Here is a 16,036-nt window from a genome sequence, read left to right on the forward strand (position 1 = left end):
AGTGATGAAATGCCTGAATTACCAGAGGTTGAAAACGTCAGACGGACACTTGAAAATCTTGTAACAGGAAAAACGATTGAAGATGTCATCGTTACCTATCCAAAAATAGTAAAACGTCCAGATGATGCAGAAATCTTTAAAGAAATGTTAAGAGGCGAGACGATTGAAAATATAAAGCGAAGAGGAAAGTTTTTGCTTTTATATGTAACAAATTATGTCATTGTTTCCCATTTACGTATGGAAGGTAAGTTTTTACTGCATCAAGAGGATGAACCAATTGATAAACATACGCATGTCCGTTTCTTATTTACAGATGGAACTGAATTGCATTATAAAGATGTGAGAAAGTTTGGTACGATGCATCTCTTTAAGAAAGGTGAAGAATTGAATCAAATGCCTCTTGCTGACTTAGGACCAGAGCCATTTGATGCTGAATTGACACCGAAGTATTTACAAGAGAGATTGCAAAAGACAAATCGCAAAATAAAAGTCGTATTATTAGACCAACGTCTTTTAGTAGGGCTTGGAAATATATATGTAGATGAAGTTTTATTCCGTTCTCACATCCATCCAGAGCGAGCAGCGTCATCTTTAACAGAAGAAGAAATCGAGAAAGTATACGAAGCGATTGTTACAACGCTAGGCGAAGCAGTGCAGCGAGGCGGTAGTACAATTAGAACGTATATCAATTCGCAAGGACAAATTGGTTCATTCCAAGAGCTTCTAAATGTATATGGAAAAAAAGGAGAACCATGTGTGACTTGCGGTACGATTTTAGAAAAAACAGTTGTTGGCGGGAGAGGAACGCATTACTGCCCAATTTGTCAGCCTAGAATATAGAAAAGAGATAACATCGGATAGGCATTTGTCATATACATACAGCAGAGCTATGTATAAGGGAGGAGCTTACCGATGTACCTTTATTTATCTCTTATTTTATTAGCTTTTACATTAAGCTTAGATAGCTGTAGTGTAGGGCTAACATATGGTTTAAGAAGCGTGAGAATTCCACTAAGATCAATTATAATTATCGGAATTTGTTCAGCAGCTGTTATGCTTGTTTCAATGGGAATTGGACATATGATCGCGAAAATTTTTTCACCTGTTATCGCAACGCGTATCGGTGGGCTTGTTCTTATTGGAATAGGGATTTGGGTGTTATACCAATTTTTTCGGAGTGATAAAAAAGAAGAACCGAAGCAAGAGGAGAAGGTCTGGAAATTAGAGATTGCTTCACTAGGACTAGTGATTCAAATTTTACGGAAACCGACTGTTGCAGATTTTGATAAATCGGGAATTATTTCTGCAGGAGAAGCATTACTTCTCGGTATAGCTCTTTCTGTAGATTCATTTGGCGCTGGAATTGGTGCATCTTTATTAGGTTATGCACCTGCCATGATGGCAATATTAGTCGCAGTAATGAGTTCTTTATTTTTATTTATTGGAATGAAGCTTGGTACGGTTTTGTCGAATATGAAATGGTTGCAAAAATTTACATTCCTGCCTGGGGTATTACTCATCATTATTGGAATTTGGAAAATGTAAGTATGGGCGTGGAACATTAGTTTCGCGCCTTTTATTATGAGGAGGATTATTATGACAGTAGTAATTGGATTAACGGGAGGCATTGCAAGCGGAAAAAGTACGGTATCAAAAATGTTTCGTGAGCTAAGTATACCAGTTATTGATGCAGATGTTATTGCAAGAGAAGTTGTAGAACAAGGAAAACCCGCATATAACAAAATAGTAGAAGTGTTTGGAGCGGAAGTGTTACAACAAGATGGGGAACTGGATCGTCCGAAATTGGGAAACATCGTTTTCTATAATGAAGAAAAACGATTGCAGTTAAATAAAATTGTGCATCCTGCAGTACGTGAAGAAATGAATACACAAAAAGAAATGTACATAAAAAAAGGTGTGCAAGCGGTTGTGTTAGATATCCCGCTTTTGTTTGAAAGTAAATTAACAAGTCTTGTGGATCGCGTTTTAGTTGTAGCAGTTACGCCGAAAACACAATTAGAACGCTTAATGAAACGAAATAATTTTTCAGAAGAAGAAGCAAAGGCGCGTATTCAATCTCAGATGCCATTAGAAGAAAAAGTGAAGAATGCAGATGAAGTGATCAATAATGATGGCACAATTATGGAAACGAAAACACAATTACAGGAAATTTTAAAGGAATGGAACATTATTGGCTAAAAAATTGTGAAATTAGTGAAAATGCTTAGTGACATATCTCCTTTTTGTGTTATACTATTATTGGGATTGGAGATAAATAGTATAACGCATTCAAGGGGGATAACATATTATGACTCGTGTGGCAATTAATGGATTTGGACGTATTGGGAGAATGGTATTTCGTCAGGCAATAAAAGAAAGCGCATTCGAAATTGTAGCAATCAATGCAAGCTATCCATCTGAAACGTTAGCACATTTAATTAAATATGATACAGTTCACGGCAAGTTTGACGGAACAGTAGAAGCATTTGAAGATCACTTATTAGTTGATGGAAAAATGATTCGCCTTTTAAACAACCGCGATCCAAAGGAATTGCCTTGGACAGATCTAGGTGTTGAAGTTGTAATTGAAGCAACTGGTAAATTTAATTCAAAAGAAAAAGCAATTCTTCACGTTGAAGCTGGAGCGAAAAAAGTTATTTTAACAGCGCCTGGTAAAAATGAAGATGTAACAATTGTAGTTGGTGTGAACGAAGACCAATTAGATATTACAAAACATACTGTGATTTCAAATGCATCTTGTACAACAAACTGTTTAGCGCCTGTTGTGAAGGTGTTAGATGAGCAGTTCGGAATTGAAAACGGTTTAATGACAACTGTTCACGCTTATACAAATGACCAAAAAAATATTGATAACCCACATAAAGATTTAAGAAGAGCACGTGCTTGCGGACAATCAATTATTCCGACAACGACAGGTGCTGCGAAAGCGCTAGCAAAAGTTCTTCCACACTTAAACGGAAAACTTCACGGTATGGCACTTCGTGTACCAACGCCAAACGTGTCTCTTGTTGACTTAGTAGTAGATGTAAAACGTGATGTGACAGTTGAAGCTATTAATGATGCATTCAAAACTGTTGCGAACGGTGCGTTAAAAGGCATTGTAGAGTTCAGTGAAGAGCCATTAGTATCTATCGACTTTAATACAAATACACACTCAGCTATTATCGATGGTTTATCTACAATGGTAATGGGTGAGCGTAAAGTGAAAGTACTTGCTTGGTACGATAACGAGTGGGGCTACTCTCGTCGTGTTGTAGATCTTGTAACGTTAGTTGTTGACGAATTAGCGAAACAAAAAAATGTGCAACATATTTAAGTAAATAAGGGAGAGGGCAGGTGAATATTTGCCCTCTCTTTTTAATTTTTTCTGAAAAGGAAAAAAATTATATGAGTATATTTTAAAAAGTGGACATACCACAAAGCGTTGGGATTACTGCATTCGTGAATCATTTCTTTTTTTTAGGGAAAAGTAAAGAGGAAAATATGACAGAAAATCGAAAAAACTGTTGTTGCAAAATGAAAATAAACAAAGTATACTAACACTCGTAAACTTAAGAGCTGAGGTACGTAGTCACTACTTAAAGGGTTAGGACCTCTCTGGACTAACTTTCCCCCGTGGTAGTGGAGCAAGCCAAATTGCAAATTAGTTTTCAATTCGAACAGTTAGAATAAATTTACAAGGGGGAACTGTAGAATGGATACTATGGATACGATGGGTCGTCACGTGATTGCTGAACTTTGGGATTGCGATTTCGACAAGCTTAACGACATGCCGTATATTGAACAATTATTTGTGGATGCAGCACTAAGAGCTGGTGCTGAAGTACGTGAGGTTGCTTTTCATAAATTTGCACCACAAGGTGTAAGTGGAGTAGTAATTATCTCGGAATCACATTTAACAATTCATAGCTTTCCGGAGCACGGTTACGCAAGTATTGATGTTTATACTTGTGGGGATCGTATTGATCCAAATGTTGCTGCAGAATATATTGCAGAAGGTTTAAACGCGAAAACGCGTGAGAGCATCGAGCTTCCTCGAGGCACTGGTAGCTTCGAAATTAAGCAGAGAGAAACAAAAGCTCTTTAAAAAAGAACATAATTGATTTAAAATGTAAAGAGGTGTATAATGCACCTCTTTTTTAGTTTATAAAAAAGGAAAAACGTAACGTACTCGTTAGTTCAATAAATGGAATTTTTACAAATAAGTTAGCGCCGCATCTAATATCTCATTTTGTTGGAAAACTTAATGATGGAATAATGCGTTGAAACTTAAAGTGGTAAGAGCGTTAGAATGAGTTATATAATATTGTATATATATTTTTAGGTGAAGTGAGTAGAGAGAAAATAAAGATTATAGTGTAAAGGAGTGAATATATTGCGTTGTCCATCCTGTTCTCATAATGGCACAAGAGTGTTAGATTCGCGTCCGGTAGACGAGGGGCGCTCTATTCGAAGAAGGAGAGAGTGTGAAAGTTGTTTAAGTCGCTTTACGACATTTGAAAGAGTAGAAGAGTCGCCTCTTATCGTTGTTAAAAAAGAAGGTACACGAGAAGAATTTAATAAAGAAAAGATTTTACGTGGTTTAATTAAAGCGTGTGAAAAAAGACCAGTATCTTTAAGGCAATTAGAGGAAGTAACACAAAGTGTGGAACGTGAACTTCGTAATTTAGGTATTTCAGAAGTGAAAAGTGATATGATTGGTGAAATAGTTATGGAAGAACTTCGTGATATCGATGATGTTGCTTACGTGCGTTTTGCTTCTGTATATCGTCAATTTAAAGATTTAAATGTATTTATTGAAGAATTAAAAGATATACTGCAAAAAGAAAGAGAATAGAAACCTTATTCCATTCTCTTTACATACTGTAAGTAATGAGATAAGAGAGCTAGAAGCGTAAGCTAATAGCTCTCTTTCGCTAATAAAATATATAATGAAGATAGAATGAATTTGAGGATAGATTGGATGAGAGAAAGGAAAAGCAAGAATGGAAAAACAGTCATGGATGGAGCTATTGCCAATTGATCGTTACAAAGTAAGTGCGAAAGGGCTACTACATAATTACGACCGAAAAGTGTTAACAATGTTGTATCAGCCGTTAATAGGTAGTAGAGCTTTTAGTTTATACATGACGCTGTGGGGAGAGTTAGAGCAGGATCGTGTATTTGGAAAAGAGAATACACATCATTCCCTTATGGTGACTATGCAAATGCAACTTCCTGAAATATATGAGGAGCGAGTGAAGTTAGAGGCGATTGGGCTTTTAAAGGTATATATTAAGAAAGAAAAAGATATTCGAATGTTTATATACGAGTTGCAACCGCCTTTGTCTCCGAAGCAGTTTTTTGATGATATTGTTTTAAGTATCTTTTTATACAATCGATTGAGTCGGACAAAATATAATCAAGTAAAGCAATATTTCTTAGAAGAAGAATTTGATTTTGCTTCTTATGAAAATGTTACGCGCTCTTTCAATGATGTGTTTGGATCGTTTAATCCAGGGCAGCTTGAGCATGCGCAAGAAGACCTTCGTATTCCGAAAACGACAACTATGCCAAGTAATGAGAAGGGAGACGCTCCGGAAGTTTGGAATGATTTCTTTGATTTTTCCTTATTTGTAGATGGACTGTCAGCTCTTGTTCCTAAAAAGGCGATTACAGATCAAGTGAGAGAATGTGTGATTACACTTTCTTACGTATATGGTGTAGATGTATTATCGATGCAGAATATCGTTCTTGGTGCGGTGACGGAGATGCAAACAATTGATATTGAGAGACTTAGAAAAGGGGCACGAGATTGGTATCAATTTGAAAATGGTCAAGCATTACCTGTATTAAGCGAAAGAGTACAGCCTCATAGTGCGCGTATGATGAAAGAAAAAGAGCCTTCTACGCAGGAAGAGATGCTAATAAAGCAGTTAGAAGAAATCTCGCCAAAACAGCTATTGAAAGAGATATCCGGTGGTGCAGAGGCGACGAAAGCAGACTTGCAAATCGTTGAAGATGTAATGATGAACCAAAAATTAACGCCAGGAGTTGTGAATGTACTTATTTATTACGTTATGCTACGCTCAGATATGAAGCTTGCGAAAACGTATGTGGAGAAGATTGCTGGTCATTGGGCGCGTAAAAAGGTCGGTACAGTAGCTGAAGCGATGGCGCTGGCGAAAGAAGAAAACCGTCAATATCAAGAGTGGGCTGAGACGAAGAAAAAAGGCCGTACTTCGAAGAAAACAGTACGAAAAGAAATGGTACCAGATTGGCTGAAAGAAGAGCCGAAAGAACAAGAGAAAGAAACTGTGAAAAAAGATGTAAGTGTTGAAAAAGGTGCAAGTACGTTAGAAGATGAACGAAAACGACTAGAAGAAGTGTTGAAAAAATATAAGCGTGATTAATAGAAGAGAATGAACGCTCTTTGAGGTGAGAAAATGGAGCATATTCAAAATTCATTTGCAAAATTAATGGAAAATGAAAATTTTAAAAATAGATATGAAGTATTAAAAGCGGAAGTGATGGCACATCCGCGTGTGAAACAATTTATAGACGAACATCAAGGTGAAGTAACAACTTCTATGATTGAGCGCAGTCTCGTGAAGTTATATGAATATATTGGACAAAGTGTAGGTTGCGTGGATTGTCCAGATTTAGGGTCATGTAAAAACATGCTGCAAGGATATGAACCAAAGCTTGTTATCCAAGGTAAGATGATTGATATTCAATATGATCGCTGCATTAGAAAAGTAGCGTATGACGAGAGAAAAAAATACGAAAAACTCGTTCAAAGTGTATATATGCCAAATGATATTTTACAGGCAACCATGGAGAATTTAGATCCTTCCGATTTAGATGCACGTATCCATGCAATCGGAGCGGCAAATGAATTTTTAAGTACATATGAACCAGGTAAAAAAGTACAAGGTTTATATTTGTACGGTAAATTTGGTGTAGGAAAAACGTATTTATTAGGAGCAATCGCGAATGAACTTGCTCGAAAGAAAATAAGTTCGATGCTTGTATACTTCCCAGAATTTTTACGTGAAATTAAAAGTTCGATTCAAGATAATTCGATTGGGGAAAAAATTGATGCCGTTAAACGTGTACAAGTGCTAATGTTAGATGATATCGGAGCAGAAGCGATGTCAAGCTTTGTACGTGACGACGTGCTCGGCGCAATCTTACAATTCCGTATGCTAGAAAACTTGCCGACGTTCTTTACGTCTAACTTTGATTTCAAGGAGCTGGAACATCATTTAACGTATACACAACGTGGTGAAGCGGAAGAAATGAAAGCAGCTCGTATTATGGAACGGATTAAATATTTAGCAAAACCAATTTCAATTGGCGGGAAAAACCGTCGTCATAAGTAAAAGAGCAAGCTGAGAGGCTTGCTCTTTTTTCGTTTTGAACGCGTTTTACACCAGCTGAATTGTAAAATGAAAAGTTCTTATAGAAAATTCATAGTAGCTTGTATCATTTTTTTCTCCCTCCCTTAATATATATAAAATTAGCAAGCCATATCGAGTGGATCTTCTAACGATAGGAAATGAAATTCTACTAAGAGTGAACTTCCACGGGCCAAACTCTTATAGGATTTGTAACGTATAGATACAATCCTTTAGAGCGGGGATAAAAGGGGGGACAAAAGTGATTGAAATTTGCTTCGAAGAAAAAAATGATGCTATGCACGTATATAAACAACTACTGAAAAGAGCGGAAATGTTATATAAGGAAACGAGTGTGTACTTGCAGGAACAGAAAGTTGTGATTCACATACCGGTCTGTGAATCGAATTATATTGAAAAGATTTTATTACCAGTAATGGTGTATTTCATTGTGAATGTGAAACAAAATGAGTGGATATATACAACCTTAAAAGAAAAGTTCTTTTATGAAGAACAAGAAGAGTGTCATCAAATATTGCATATGGCACAGGAGATTTTAAAGGGAAGAAGAAAAGGTGTAGCACAAGATTTAACACGCAATGCATTTGAATCATACATTAAGTCTTCTTTAAATAATTGGATTTGTGATCCGCTCTCATTCTCGTTTACATCATATGTTCGTTTTCGTCTTCGTACATATAGGGAAATGGTAGCTAAGCTTGCGGAAGTGGCGATTGATGAGTATAAGATGGAACAAGAGTATCAAATGTTCATTGAGACGCTTCGGCAACAAGTGAGTAGTCGGAAATCACGTTTGTCCTGTGTACACCTTATTTTTGATGAAAGCTTTATTTTTTATGATGATAAAGGTAGGCGTTTAAAACAGGAGAGATTGGTCCAATATATAGATGAAGAATTATTAAAGCAAAAGGATGTATATATTGATACGAAAGTAATTGCACCACTGCTTTCTATTTCGCCGAAAAAAATTTATTTATATACGAAAGAACAAGACCACAATATGATTATTACGTTGCGAAACGTATTTCAAGAACGAGTACAATTACATGGATTACATGAGTTTGAGCGCAATGTGAAAAATTTAAAAAATAAAGGTAACGCCCTTGATTTTCTAAGTTTTTGAGCATATAATTACCTACATAAATGAAATATATCGAAATGTCATGATGAGGACATGAGTAGTTTTCTACGATTTTCAGAGAGGGAAGCCTTAGGGTGTGAGCTTCCTAGTACGGGATTATTACTTACCACCTCTAAACTTTAGCAGTGAACGATTTTTCTAGTAATTGCTAACGGACAACACCGTTATGTTGAACTTGAGCAATTAACAATTATGTTAATTGGAACAAGGGTGGAACCACGAATTCAACACTCGTCCCTTTTTACGGGATGAGTGTTTTTTATTTTGAGAAAAAGAGGAGTGACCAGTGATGGCAGATGTAGTTAAAATTACTTTCCCTGATGGAGCTGTGAAGGAGTTTCCAAAAGGCGTAACAACTGAAGAAATCGCAGCTTCTATTAGCCCAGGCTTAAAGAAAAAAGCTGTGGCTGGAAAATTAAATGATGAGATGATCGATCTTGTTACACCAATCGAAGAAGATGGTGCAGTTTCTATCATCACATTAGATTCTGAAGATGGCTTATATATTTTACGCCACTCAACAGCCCACCTTTTAGCACAAGCGTTAAAACGTTTATATAAAGATGTTAAGGTTGAGCTTGGCATTGGTCCAGTAATTGAAAATGGCTTCTACTACGATATTGATATGGAAGAAGCAATTACAGTTGAAGACTTCAAGAAAATCGAAAAAGAAATGCAAAAAATCGTGAACGAGAACTTAGAAATCGTTCGTCATGAAGTACCACGTGCAGAAGCAATTCGTCGCTTTGAAGAAATCGGCGATGAGTTAAAATTAGATTTAATTAACGATCTTCCAGAAGATGCAGTTATTTCAATCTATGAGCAAGGCGAATTCTTCGACCTTTGTCGTGGTGTTCACCTTCCATCTACAGGGAAAATTAAAGTGTTTAAATTATTAAGCGTTGCAGGTGCTTACTGGCGCGGCGATAGCAATAATAAAATGTTACAACGTATTTACGGTACTGCATTCGTTAAGAAAGCAGAATTAGATGAGCACTTACGTATGCTTGAAGAAGCAAAAGAGCGCGACCATCGTAAATTAGGTAAAGAACTAAAACTATTTACTAATAGCCAAAAAGTAGGACAAGGTTTACCACTTTGGTTACCAAAAGGCGCAACAATCCGCCGTATTATCGAGCGTTACATCGTTGATAAAGAAGCAAGCTTAGGCTATGATCACGTATACACTCCAGTACTAGGAAGCAGAGAGCTTTATGAAACTTCTGGTCACTGGAACCACTACCGTGATGGTATGTTCCCATCAATGGAGATGGATAATGAAGAGTTAGTTCTTCGTCCAATGAACTGCCCTCACCACATGATGGTTTATAAAAACGATATTCACAGCTACCGTGAACTACCAATCCGTATTGCGGAACTTGGAACAATGCACCGCTATGAAATGTCAGGTGCGTTATCTGGATTACAACGTGTACGCGGAATGACTTTAAACGATGCGCACATTTTCGTTCGTCCAGATCAAATTAAAGAAGAATTGAAACGCGTTGTAAACTTAACTCTAGAAGTGTACAAAGATTTCGGTTTAGAGAACTATTCATTCCGTCTATCTTATCGCGACCCAGCAGATACTAAAAAGTACTATGCTGATGATGAGATGTGGGAAAAAGCACAAGGTATGTTAAAAGAAGCTATGGATGAAATGGGTCTTGATTACTATGAAGCTGAAGGTGAAGCGGCATTCTACGGTCCAAAACTTGACGTTCAAGTTCGTACTGCTCTTGGAAAAGATGAAACACTTTCAACTGTACAATTAGACTTCTTACTTCCAGAACGCTTTGAATTAGCTTACGTTGGTGAAGACGGCAAACAACATCGTCCAGTTGTAATTCACCGTGGTGTTGTATCAACTATGGAACGTTTCGTAGCCTTCTTAATCGAAGAATACAAAGGTGCATTCCCGACTTGGTTAGCTCCAGTTCAAGTACAAGTAATTCCAGTTTCTCCGCAAGTACATTTAGACTATGCGAAGAAAGTACAAGATGAATTACGACGTGCTGGTATCCGTGTTGAATTAGATACTCGTGAAGAGAAAATCGGTTACAAAATCCGTGAAGCACAAATGCAAAAAATTCCGTACATGCTTGTAGTAGGTGACAATGAAGTAACTGAAAATGGCGTAAACGTACGTAAATATGGTGAACAAAAATCAGAAACAATCGCACTAGAGGCCTTTGTTGACATGATTAAAGTAGAAGGCAAACGATAAGAAAGAGCCGCGGTATACCGCGGCTTTTCTATGTAATATAAGTGAGAGAAATTAGAAAAAATAACCATATGATACTTATCATAAAAAAGTATTGCAAGTATGGTAGTTGTTTGTTACAATATTTCTTGTTGTTAGTAAAACACATCGCGTCTTCTTGACAGACGTCATGTCCTATGATAAACTCATCAAGGATAATAGAATATTGTTTTGTGGAACAAGTAGAAGCACCCGCTTCTCACCTGATGGACGCATTCGCAGTTTACAGGTAAATGTATTTCTTACTTAAGATTTTACAAGTGTGGGTGTCGTATGCCCGCACTTTTTTTGTCGGGTTCTATGACTACAAACTATGTTCTGAGAAAACCTTGGAGGTGGCTTACTATTAGCAAGGATATGATGATTAACGAGCAAATTCGTGCACGTGAAGTACGTTTAGTTGGCGCAAATGGCGATCAACTTGGAATCAAGTCTCGTAATGACGCTTTAGACTTAGCTGCAAATCTTAATCTTGATTTAGTATTAGTTGCTCCAAATGCGAAACCGCCAGTATGCCGCATTATGGACTACGGTAAATTCCGCTTTGAGCAACAGAAGAAAGAAAAAGAACAGCGCAAAAATCAAAAAGTAATTAGCATGAAAGAAGTTCGTTTAAGTCCAACAATTGATGAACACGACTTTAACACAAAACTTCGTAATGCTATCAAGTTTTTAGAGAAAGGCGACAAGGTTAAAGCGTCAATTCGCTTTAAAGGACGTGCCATTACTCATAAAGAAATCGGTCAACGTGTTTTAGATCGCTTCTCAGAAGCTTGTGCTGAAGTTAGTACAATCGAATCTAAGCCTAAAATGGAAGGACGTAGTATGTTCTTAGTTTTAGCACCGAAAAACGATAAGTAATAGATAGAGGAGGAAATACCTATGCCTAAACAAAAAACTCATCGCGGCGCTGCAAAGCGTTTCAAAAAGACTGGATCAGGTAAACTGAAACGTTCTCACGCTTACACAAGCCATTTATTCGCTAACAAATCTACAAAAGCTAAACGTAAACTACGTAAAGCTGGTGTAGTAAGCGCTGGTGACTTCAAACGCATTCGTCAAATGCTTGACAACTTAAAATAAGTTCGGCTGATATATAGAACAATTAGGAGGTAATATTATGCCAAGAGTAAAAGGTGGTACAGTTACTCGTCAACGTCGTAAAAAAGTAATTAAATTAGCAAAAGGTTACTACGGTTCAAAAAATACATTATTCAAGGTTGCTAACCAACAGGTTATGAAATCTCTAATGTATGCATTCCGTGACCGCCGTCAAAAGAAACGTGACTTCCGTAAATTATGGATTACACGTATCAACGCAGCAGCTCGTATGAATGGTCTTTCTTACAGCCGCTTAATGCACGGTCTTAAAAATGCTGGCATCGAAGTTAACCGCAAGATGCTTGCTGACTTAGCTGTTCATGACGAAAAAGCTTTCGCTGAATTAGCAACAGTTGCAAAAAACAACATTAACTAATTAATTAGTTGAAACCTTAGAAGATTTTTCTTCTAAGGTTTTTTGTTTGTATTCAAAGAGAAGTATGTCGTTATCGATATGACAAAATCAATATAAAAGCCATAGCAATATAGAAGAATATATATATAAAGCCAGGAGAATCCTCCTGGCTTTTTTCAATTATACTTCTTTGGAAAGAAGAGTATCTTTCCTACCTGAAACGACACTGCTATAATGGAAAGATGATATGGAACTTTCATCAGATAAAATAATATTTTTATTAGTGGGCAATCCCCCGATAAGTATTAACTAGCACCAATCGGAGTGAATAATCTAATAGTGATGATTGAAACGTATTTGTAAATTAAGGACAAGCTATTTTGTAAAGAGATAAATGGCTGACTTATTAATAAAAAACGAAAAATAATAATGAACTTTGAGATGAAACAACATTGTTGCGTAAAATGCGATGTTGGAGGAGGACAATAGAATGGACTTACTACAACTATTTAAATTACAAAAAGAATTAGATGACCGTATTGCGAAAGAACATGACTTACAACCGAAAAAGTTGTTAAAAGAAAAAATGTTAGCTCTTCTTGTAGAAATTGGAGAACTTGCAAATGAAACACGTTGTTTTAAATATTGGAGCAATAAACCGGCTTCAGAACGTGAAGTAATATTAGAAGAATACGTAGACGGTTTGCATTTTATTTTATCAATCGGAATTGATTTAGGTATTGATAAAAACTTCCTATTCTATAAGTGTGCACAAACGAATAAAACACAAGTCGAAATTTTCTTAGACACATATGCTAAGGTGATTCGTTTTACGGATCAACCATCTATTACGAACTATATTGAATTATTTACAAGCTATCTTCGACTTGGACAAGCGCTTGAATTTGAACAAGAAGAGATTGAAAAAGCGTATTTAGACAAAAATGAAGTAAATCATCAGCGTCAAACACAAGGATACTAATTTAATTTTTGAATATTTCAATTTAATTATTGTATAATGAAGTGACTGAAGAAAAAGGAGGGTGTTGGCAATGACAAAATTAGACGCGACATTGACAATGCTAAAAGAATTAACAGATGCACGTGGTATTGCTGGTAATGAGCGTGAACCACGTGAAGTAATGAAGAAATATATCGAGCCGTTTGCAGATGAACTTTCTACTGATAATTTGGGAAGTTTAGTTGCGAAAAAAGTTGGGGAAGAAAACGGCCCGAAAATTATGGTTGCAGGTCATTTAGATGAAGTTGGCTTTATGATTACGCAAATTGATGACAAAGGTTTCCTTCGTTTTCAAACGGTTGGTGGCTGGTGGTCACAAGTTATGCTTGCACAGCGCGTAACAATTGTAACGCGTAAAGGAGACGTAACAGGTGTAATTGGTTCAAAACCACCGCACATTTTACCTCCAGAAGCACGTAAAAAGCCAGTTGACATTAAAGACATGTTCATTGATATTGGTGCTTCTAGCCAAGAAGAAGCGATGGAGTGGGGTGTACGACCTGGAGACCAAGTTGTACCTTACTTTGAATTCCAAGTGATGAAGAACGAAAAAATGTTGCTTGCAAAAGCATGGGATAACCGTATTGGTTGTGCAATTGCAATTGACGTATTAAAACAATTAAAAGATGAAAAGCATCCGAACGTTGTATATGGCGTAGGGACTGTACAAGAAGAAGTCGGTCTTCGTGGTGCGAAAACATCTGCAAACTATATTAAACCAGATATCGCATTCGCAGTAGATGTTGGTATCGCTGGGGATACACCTGGTGTAACGGCAAAAGAAGCGCAAAGTAAAATGGGCGATGGACCACAGATCATTTTATATGATGCTTCTGTTATTGGACATACAGGTTTACGTGACTTTGTAGTTGATGTTGCTGATGAATTGCAAATTCCGTACCAATATGATTCAGTAGCGGGCGGGGGAACAGATGCTGGTGCAATTCATATTGCTGTAAATGGTATTCCTTCTATGGCAATTACGATTGCAACGCGATACATTCATTCTCATGCGGCAATGTTACACCGTGACGACTATGAAAATGCAGTGAAGTTAATTGTAGAAGTTATTAAACGTCTTGATAAAGAGGCTGTACATAACATTACATTTAATTAATAGAAAAGAGCGGAGGAACCTTTCCTTCGCTCTTTCTATGTTTTAAAAAGGTCTTTCTAATCCTGCAGCAGTATGGGCTCCTAAAATAATTAAACGAGTTAATTGCATGGCCATGAAATGCGGAGTATATATCATGCCCCTTTTTAACCAAGACATAATCATTCCGATATGAGCACCTGTCACGTAGCTAATAAGAATGTCACGGGGAACCATAAGTTCTGTATCATTCGGCTGTGAAATAGACAAGCTTAATGTTAAATGTGTTTGGATTGTTTTCATCATTTTATAAGAGAAGTTTCCAGCTGCCTTATCACCAAGCATAACGTTATAGAAGTTCACATTTTCTGCGATATGTTCGAATAAAGCTAAAAAGGTTGGATTTGGTGAATCAAATGTAAGTTGAAATTCTTCTTTATTTTTATTTTTCGGTTTAATTACTTCCGTTAACTTCTCTAACATTTCTTCAATACTTTTTTCTAATAGGTCATATTTATCGTGGTAATGGCTATAAAACGTGGCACGATTTACAGGAGCACGTTCTGCAATATGTTGGACTGTTACATTTTCAAATCCTTTTTCGCCTACTAAAGCGACAAAAGCATCCTGTATGAGTTGTCTCGTCCGCTTTACACGTGGATCATTTGTATTTTTAATAGACATTGTTACTTCTCCTCGTTTATTTTTTTACACTTAAACAACACAATGGTATTATATTGTTGTTTAAGCGACATTTCATACTGAAATTGTCGGTTGTAGATTCAAAATAATTATTTATAATTATAAACGATAGTCCTTCAGAAATCAGCACCGCTCGCAGGTAGACATATTTTAGTTTACGCTGTAAATGGTGTGATTTTTTTGTTTAAAGGTTAATATAATTAACAATTAAACAATCTAAACAATAAGGACGTAAATAGTTTAGAAAAAAATTATATGCGATATAAGGAGAGGAATGCAATGAATCAGTTTCGAAGAATGGTGATTATCAACATTATCACATTAATTGTACTAGTTGGCGGCGGCATTGGCGGTTATTACTATTACAATCAAGCGGAAAATTACTTGAAAACAGAAAATGCAAAAATTGATGGAAAGGTAATTCCGATTGCATCGCCAGTAGCAGGTAAACTAACTGACTGGAAAGCTGAAGTAGGAAAGAACTACAATGAGAATGATAAATTAGGTGCTGTCACTGTAGCAGCGGCTAATGGGGAACAAACAGTAGATGTAACAATTCCGCAAAATGCAACAGTTGTACAATCAAACGCGACAACAAATGCTTTCGTTGGAGCAGGTAACCCAATTGCTTATGCATTTGATATGAATAACTTATGGGTAACAGCAAACATTGAAGAAACAGATGTTGACGATGTACAAAAAGGGCAAGATGTAGATGTGTATGTAGATGCATATCCAGATACAACATTATCGGGAAAAGTAGAGCAAGTTGGATTAACAACAGCGAATACATTCTCTATGCTACCATCAAGCAACGCAACAGCGAACTATACGAAAGTAACACAAGTAGTACCAGTTAAAATTTCTTTAGATCATAGCAAATCAGTAAATATTGTTCCTGGCATGAATGTGACAGTTCGTATTCATAAGTAAGGGGGA

Annotated in this window: 17 protein-coding genes and 2 other annotated features; of the genes, 16 read left to right on the forward strand and 1 reads right to left on the reverse strand. The window is 36.6% G+C overall.

All coding sequences use genetic code 11. The annotated features are described in order from the left end of the window. Positions 1 to 9: 9 nt before the first annotated feature. From mutM to DN410_RS22110, 15 genes are all read left to right on the forward strand, one after another. Positions 10 to 840: a DNA-formamidopyrimidine glycosylase gene (gene mutM / locus DN410_RS22040; protein ID WP_149178065.1), complete on the forward strand. Its 831-nt coding sequence runs from the start codon at positions 10 to 12 to the stop codon at positions 838 to 840. Positions 841 to 912: 72 nt separating this feature from the next. Continuing rightward, positions 913 to 1,545: a sporulation membrane protein YtaF gene (gene ytaF, locus DN410_RS22045; protein ID WP_149178066.1), complete on the forward strand. Its 633-nt coding sequence runs from the start codon at positions 913 to 915 to the stop codon at positions 1,543 to 1,545. Positions 1,546 to 1,596: 51 nt separating this feature from the next. Further along, the gene (coaE, locus tag DN410_RS22050) at positions 1,597 to 2,199 is read left to right on the forward strand and encodes a dephospho-CoA kinase (protein WP_149178067.1); all 603 of its coding nucleotides are present in this window, start codon (positions 1,597 to 1,599) and stop codon (positions 2,197 to 2,199) included. Positions 2,200 to 2,308: 109 nt separating this feature from the next. Next, positions 2,309 to 3,337 carry a glyceraldehyde-3-phosphate dehydrogenase gene (locus tag DN410_RS22055; protein ID WP_000198976.1) on the forward strand — a complete coding sequence of 343 codons (1,029 nt, stop codon included), beginning with the start codon at positions 2,309 to 2,311 and terminating at the stop codon, positions 3,335 to 3,337. A gap of 387 nt (positions 3,338 to 3,724) precedes the next feature. Next, positions 3,725 to 4,108 (forward strand): adenosylmethionine decarboxylase, encoded by a 384-nt coding sequence (speD, locus tag DN410_RS22060; RefSeq protein WP_002003660.1) that lies wholly within the window; start codon positions 3,725 to 3,727, stop codon positions 4,106 to 4,108. A gap of 288 nt (positions 4,109 to 4,396) precedes the next feature. After that, on the forward strand, positions 4,397 to 4,858 hold the full coding sequence (gene nrdR / locus DN410_RS22065; protein WP_001203687.1) for a transcriptional regulator NrdR: 462 nt from the start codon (positions 4,397 to 4,399) through the stop codon (positions 4,856 to 4,858). Positions 4,859 to 5,006: 148 nt separating this feature from the next. Continuing rightward, a complete protein-coding gene (locus DN410_RS22070; protein WP_149178068.1) occupies positions 5,007 to 6,413 on the forward strand; it encodes a replication initiation and membrane attachment family protein in 1,407 nt (468 codons plus the stop codon). 33 nt (positions 6,414 to 6,446) lie between these two features. Beyond that, positions 6,447 to 7,385 (forward strand): primosomal protein DnaI, encoded by a 939-nt coding sequence (gene dnaI / locus DN410_RS22075; protein WP_149178069.1) that lies wholly within the window; start codon positions 6,447 to 6,449, stop codon positions 7,383 to 7,385. Between the two features lie 277 nt (positions 7,386 to 7,662). Then, positions 7,663 to 8,544, forward strand: a complete 882-nt coding sequence (gene ytxC, locus DN410_RS22080; protein ID WP_149178070.1) for a putative sporulation protein YtxC — start codon at positions 7,663 to 7,665, stop codon at positions 8,542 to 8,544. Positions 8,545 to 8,575: 31 nt separating this feature from the next. After that, positions 8,576 to 8,804, forward strand: a binding site (T-box leader). A 47-nt stretch (positions 8,805 to 8,851) separates the two neighbouring features. Beyond that, positions 8,852 to 10,789 carry a threonine--tRNA ligase gene (thrS, locus tag DN410_RS22085; RefSeq protein WP_149178071.1) on the forward strand — a complete coding sequence of 646 codons (1,938 nt, stop codon included), beginning with the start codon at positions 8,852 to 8,854 and terminating at the stop codon, positions 10,787 to 10,789. 210 nt (positions 10,790 to 10,999) lie between these two features. Then, positions 11,000 to 11,120, forward strand: a sequence feature (ribosomal protein L20 leader region). Between the two features lie 62 nt (positions 11,121 to 11,182). Continuing rightward, the gene (gene infC, locus DN410_RS22090) at positions 11,183 to 11,686 is read left to right on the forward strand and encodes a translation initiation factor IF-3 (protein WP_000973214.1); all 504 of its coding nucleotides are present in this window, start codon (positions 11,183 to 11,185) and stop codon (positions 11,684 to 11,686) included. 21 nt (positions 11,687 to 11,707) lie between these two features. After that, complete coding sequence (gene rpmI / locus DN410_RS22095) at positions 11,708 to 11,908, forward strand: 50S ribosomal protein L35 (protein WP_001125945.1); 201 nt, start codon at positions 11,708 to 11,710, stop codon at positions 11,906 to 11,908. 37 nt (positions 11,909 to 11,945) lie between these two features. Further along, a complete protein-coding gene (gene rplT, locus DN410_RS22100) occupies positions 11,946 to 12,302 on the forward strand; it encodes a 50S ribosomal protein L20 (RefSeq protein WP_001138362.1) in 357 nt (118 codons plus the stop codon). Between the two features lie 469 nt (positions 12,303 to 12,771). Beyond that, positions 12,772 to 13,263 (forward strand): dUTP diphosphatase, encoded by a 492-nt coding sequence (locus DN410_RS22105; protein ID WP_000365050.1) that lies wholly within the window; start codon positions 12,772 to 12,774, stop codon positions 13,261 to 13,263. Positions 13,264 to 13,333: 70 nt separating this feature from the next. Further along, positions 13,334 to 14,419 (forward strand): M42 family metallopeptidase, encoded by a 1,086-nt coding sequence (locus tag DN410_RS22110; RefSeq protein ID WP_060632484.1) that lies wholly within the window; start codon positions 13,334 to 13,336, stop codon positions 14,417 to 14,419. Positions 14,420 to 14,461: 42 nt separating this feature from the next. Here the strand turns inward: DN410_RS22110 and DN410_RS22115 are convergent, their stop codons facing one another. Further along, a complete protein-coding gene (locus tag DN410_RS22115; RefSeq protein ID WP_000023674.1) occupies positions 14,462 to 15,079 on the reverse strand; it encodes a TetR/AcrR family transcriptional regulator in 618 nt (205 codons plus the stop codon). Positions 15,080 to 15,376: 297 nt separating this feature from the next. On the opposite strand from DN410_RS22115, the gene DN410_RS22120 reads away from it, so the two are divergent. Continuing rightward, positions 15,377 to 16,030, forward strand: a complete 654-nt coding sequence (locus DN410_RS22120; RefSeq protein WP_149178072.1) for an HlyD family secretion protein — start codon at positions 15,377 to 15,379, stop codon at positions 16,028 to 16,030. Positions 16,031 to 16,036 lie beyond the last annotated feature (6 nt).

It is taken from the genome of Bacillus sp. SH5-2 (genome assembly GCF_008368905.1).
Lineage (GTDB): Bacteria > Bacillota > Bacilli > Bacillales > Bacillaceae_G > Bacillus_A > Bacillus_A luti.